Genomic DNA, 2,989 nt, shown 5'->3' on the forward strand with positions numbered 1-2,989 from the left:
AAACGTGTCAGGGAGGCGTCTGTAATCCGTGAGTGGACAGATAGGGCACGCCGTTGCCAGAGACCACCCTGGCAGACCGCATGACTCTCATGCATAATTGCATTTGCAACGATTTTCAGGCGAGGCCTTACCCGATCGCGCCCTGCACGCCTCGTTGCCCTGTGTTGACTTTACGATCCGCCCCAGCCATGCCGATGGCCAATCGCAATTCAATACGTTCGGAGCCGATCTTCATGTCTGACCCACGCGCCCATATCATGCCCGTCTACGCCCCGCCGGAGGAAGCGTTTGTGCGCGGCGAGGGGGTGCGCCTCTATACGGAAGGCGGAGAAGAATATCTCGATTTCATCGCCGGCATCGCGGTCAATTCGCTCGGCCATGCGCACCCGAAACTCGTCGAGGCGCTGCAGGACCAGGCCGGCAAGCTCTGGCACCTGTCGAACATGTTCCGCGTCAAGGCGGGCGAAGAGCTCGCCGACAAGATGTGCGCGCGCACTTTTGCAGACCGGGTCTTCTTCACCAATTCCGGCACCGAGGCTGTCGAGTGTGCGCTCAAGGCTGCGCGCAAGTATCACTGGTCCAAAGGCAATGAGGAGCGGATCGAGTTCGTCACGTTTACCGGCGCCTTCCACGGCCGCTCCCTCGGCGCGATCAATGCCGGCGGTAATCCGAAATACCTCGAAGGCTTCGGCCCGCCCATTCCGGGCTTCAACCAGCTTGAATGGGGCGATCATGATGCGCTGAAAGCTGCCGTCACCGACAAGACCTGCGCGGTCTTCGTCGAGCCTGTCCAGGGCGAGGGCGGCGTGCGCGCCATGCCCGAGGAATGCCTGACCGGGCTGCGCAAGCTCTGCGACGAGACCGGCACGCTGCTCATCTATGACGAGGTCCAGTGCGGCATGGGCCGGACCGGCAAGCTCTTCGCCCATGAATGGGCGCCAGACGCTGAGCCGGACATCATGTGCGTCGCCAAGGGCGTCGGCGGCGGTTTCCCGTTCGGGGCCTGCCTTATGACGGAAGAGGTTGGCCTTCCCATGCAGCCCGGCTCCCACGGCTCGACCTATGGCGGCAACCCACTCGCCATGGCGGTCGGCAATGTGGTCTGGGATACAATTTCGGACGAGGCCTTCCTCGCCGAAGTGCGCCGCGTCTCCGGCACGGTTGCGCAGGGGCTGAAAAGCCTCGCCGACAGCCACCCGGACAAGGTCTCCGGCGTGACCGGCAAGGGCCTGCTGACCGGGCTGGAACTGAAAGCTGCGCCAAAGCCTGTCCAGCATGCCTGCCGCGACAAGGGCCTGCTGGTTGGTGTCGCGGGCAACAATGTGCTGCGCCTCGCGCCCCCGCTCGTCATCAAGGATGAGGATGTCCGCCAGGCGGTCTCCGTTATCGATGAAGCGCTGGGCGCGTGGGATATGGAGGGGTAGGCACTTGCTCGTGTGGAGATGGCTTGTTGCTCTAGGGGCCTGCTTTCTCGTCGGAGCGCTTGCCGGGATTTGTCTTCACTGGATTCTTTTTGATTCCTTTGGCGATCTGTCGGCCGGCCATTTGCGATTAGGCCTGACGGTTGGCTTGATATTCGCGCTGATTGGTGCGTTACGCGCGCTCTGGCTATTCAGATCGAAGCAAAGACCAAACTAAAAAAGCCGGCACGCTTCTCAGCTGCCGGCTTTCTTCATTTCTGATGGAGGGCGAAGACTATTTCTTCGTCATCCCCTTCATGCCCATGCGGCCGATTTCGGCGCGGCCGACGACCATGTGGTGCACTTCGTCCGGACCATCAGCGAGACGCAGCGTACGCTGCTGGGTGTACATGTTGGCGAGCGGCGTCCACTGGGACACGCCGGTTGCGCCGTGGATCTGGATCGCATCGTCGATGATCTTGCAGACGCGTTCCGGCACCATGGCCTTGACCATCGAGATCCAGACGCGCGCTTCCTTGTTGCCGAGCACGTCCATCGCCTTGGCCGCCTTTAGCACCATGAGGCGCATGGCTTCGATCTCGATGCGGGCGCGCGATACCACTTCCTGATTGCCGCCGAGCTTGATCAGCGGGCGTCCGAACGCCTCACGGGTCATGCCGCGCTCAAGCATCAGGTCGAGCGCCTTCTCTGCGGCGCCGATGGAGCGCATGCAGTGGTGGATGCGGCCCGGGCCGAGGCGCAGCTGGGAGATTTCGAAGCCGCGGCCAACGCCGAGCAGGATGTTTTCTTCCGGCACTTTCACGTCCGTAAAGCGGATGTGCATGTGGCCGTGCGGGCTGTCATCCTCGCCAAAGACGTGCATGGGCCCAAGCACTTCAACCCCGGGGGTATCGATCGGCACGAGGATCTGCGACTGCTGCTCATGGCTCTGGCCGTCCGGGTCGGTCTGCACCATCACGATCATGATCTTGCACCGTGGGTCGCCGGCGCCAGAAGCGTAATACTTCTCGCCATTGATAACCCATTCGCCATTCTTCAGAACAGCTTGCGTGCGAACATTGCGCGCGTCCGAGCAGGCGGTGTCCGGCTCAGTCATCGCGAAGGCAGAGCGAATTTCGCCATTGAGAAGCGGCTTCAGCCACTGCTCTTTCTGAGCTTCGGTGCCAACGCGCTCGAGCACTTCCATATTGCCTGTGTCCGGCGCGGCGCAGTTCAGGCACTCGGAGGCCAGACGGTTCTTGCCGAGCACAGCGGCGATATAGGCATAGTCGAGATTGGAGAGGCCTTCGCCGGTTTCGGCGTTCGGCAGGAAGAAGTTCCAGAGGCCCTGCGCCTTGGCCTTGTCCTTGACCTCTTCGAGCATTTCCAGCTGGCCAGGCACATAGGAGAAGCGATCCTTGCGGTCCTTTCCGAGCTCGTGGAATTTCTCCGACATCGGGGCGACTTCCTCATCGACGAATTTCTTCACCGCCTCGTAAAGCGGCACGGCCTCTTCGGACATGCGCAGATCGTTGAGCGGATCGCGTACGTCCATTTTTTCGAGTGTTCCGGTATCCATTGGATGATCT

The 2,989-nt window shown here is 61.5% G+C and carries 2 protein-coding genes; one reads left to right on the top strand and one right to left on the bottom strand.

Translation table 11 applies throughout. The annotated features are described in order from the left end of the window. Window positions 1-233 precede the first annotated feature (233 nt). The gene (locus WA989_RS01140) at window positions 234-1,424 is read left to right on the top strand and encodes an aspartate aminotransferase family protein (RefSeq protein ID WP_424338695.1); all 1,191 of its coding nucleotides are present in this window, start codon (window positions 234-236) and stop codon (window positions 1,422-1,424) included. Between the two features lie 271 nt (window positions 1,425-1,695). Here the strand turns inward: WA989_RS01140 and WA989_RS01145 are convergent, their stop codons facing one another. Further along, entirely contained in the window at window positions 1,696-2,979 is a 1,284-nt protein-coding gene (locus WA989_RS01145; RefSeq protein ID WP_424338696.1) for an acyl-CoA dehydrogenase family protein, read from the bottom strand. Window positions 2,980-2,989 lie beyond the last annotated feature (10 nt).

The sequence above is a fragment of the Henriciella sp. genome, from assembly GCF_049649345.1.
GTDB lineage: Bacteria > Pseudomonadota > Alphaproteobacteria > Caulobacterales > Hyphomonadaceae > Henriciella.